At 40.2% G+C, this 619-nt stretch carries 2 protein-coding genes; both read right to left on the bottom strand.

Annotation, left to right across the window (positions count from 1 at the left end):
- Window positions 1–13 precede the first annotated feature (13 nt).
- On the bottom strand, window positions 14–313 hold the full coding sequence (locus tag GOU96_RS18075; protein ID WP_267783466.1) for a type II toxin-antitoxin system RelE/ParE family toxin: 300 nt from the start codon (window positions 311–313) through the stop codon (window positions 14–16).
- Complete coding sequence (locus GOU96_RS18080; RefSeq protein WP_002044787.1) at window positions 310–552, bottom strand: type II toxin-antitoxin system ParD family antitoxin; 243 nt, start codon at window positions 550–552, stop codon at window positions 310–312. The genes GOU96_RS18075 and GOU96_RS18080 overlap by 4 nt, the downstream gene beginning before the upstream one ends.
- Window positions 553–619 lie beyond the last annotated feature (67 nt).

Below are 619 nucleotides of genomic sequence, written 5' to 3' on the forward strand. Positions count from 1 at the left end.
CCTTAGGCGGGCGTTATGCGCCAAAGATCGGATTAACATCCATGCTCTTATGTAAAATACGGACGACTCTAATTTGTTGGCTGCCTGTTTGTTGATAAAAAATTACATGGCTACCTTGAGGAAATTTCCGGTAACCATCTCGAATTTCATCACACGATTTGCCGATGTCGGGATTTTCAGCCAAAAGCCAAAATGAATCGTCAAATTGCTTTAAGTAGATGTTTCGCTGTTCTTTGCCCCAACGGCGTTGAGTAAATAAAGCGATATCAAGTAAATCAGTTTTGGCTGCAGTTGTAAGATTAAATGGTTTCATCGATTAGTTTCACTATCAAGTTCATTGATGAAACTATCAAGGTCGTAATCAGCGTCACCACTTTGTTCACCTTCAACAAGTAGTTGACGAAGAGTCTGCAGTTTAGTCTCTTGGTTTTCGAGTAAACGCAAAGCAGAGCGAATGACTTCACTTGCAGAGCCATAACGCCCACTTTGAATTTGGTTTGTGATAAAACCATCAAAGTGCTCACCAAGGGTAATACTTGTGTTCTTAGCCATAAATTTCATCCTCAAAAGTACCAAGAAGTACCTAATTATGGTATCAAATGACTTCCAAGGCAAGGCG

This window comes from Vibrio sp. R-1 (assembly GCF_035615595.1).
Taxonomy (GTDB): domain Bacteria; phylum Pseudomonadota; class Gammaproteobacteria; order Enterobacterales; family Vibrionaceae; genus Vibrio; species Vibrio cholerae.

What these genes read in the sequence shown, in the direction of transcription:
- GOU96_RS18075 (WP_267783466.1), bottom strand. Translation starts at nt 313, where the DNA reads ATGAAACCATTTAATCTTACAACTGCAGCCAAAACTGATTTACTTGAT.
- GOU96_RS18080 (WP_002044787.1), bottom strand. Translation starts at nt 552, where the DNA reads ATGGCTAAGAACACAAGTATTACCCTTGGTGAGCACTTTGATGGTTTT.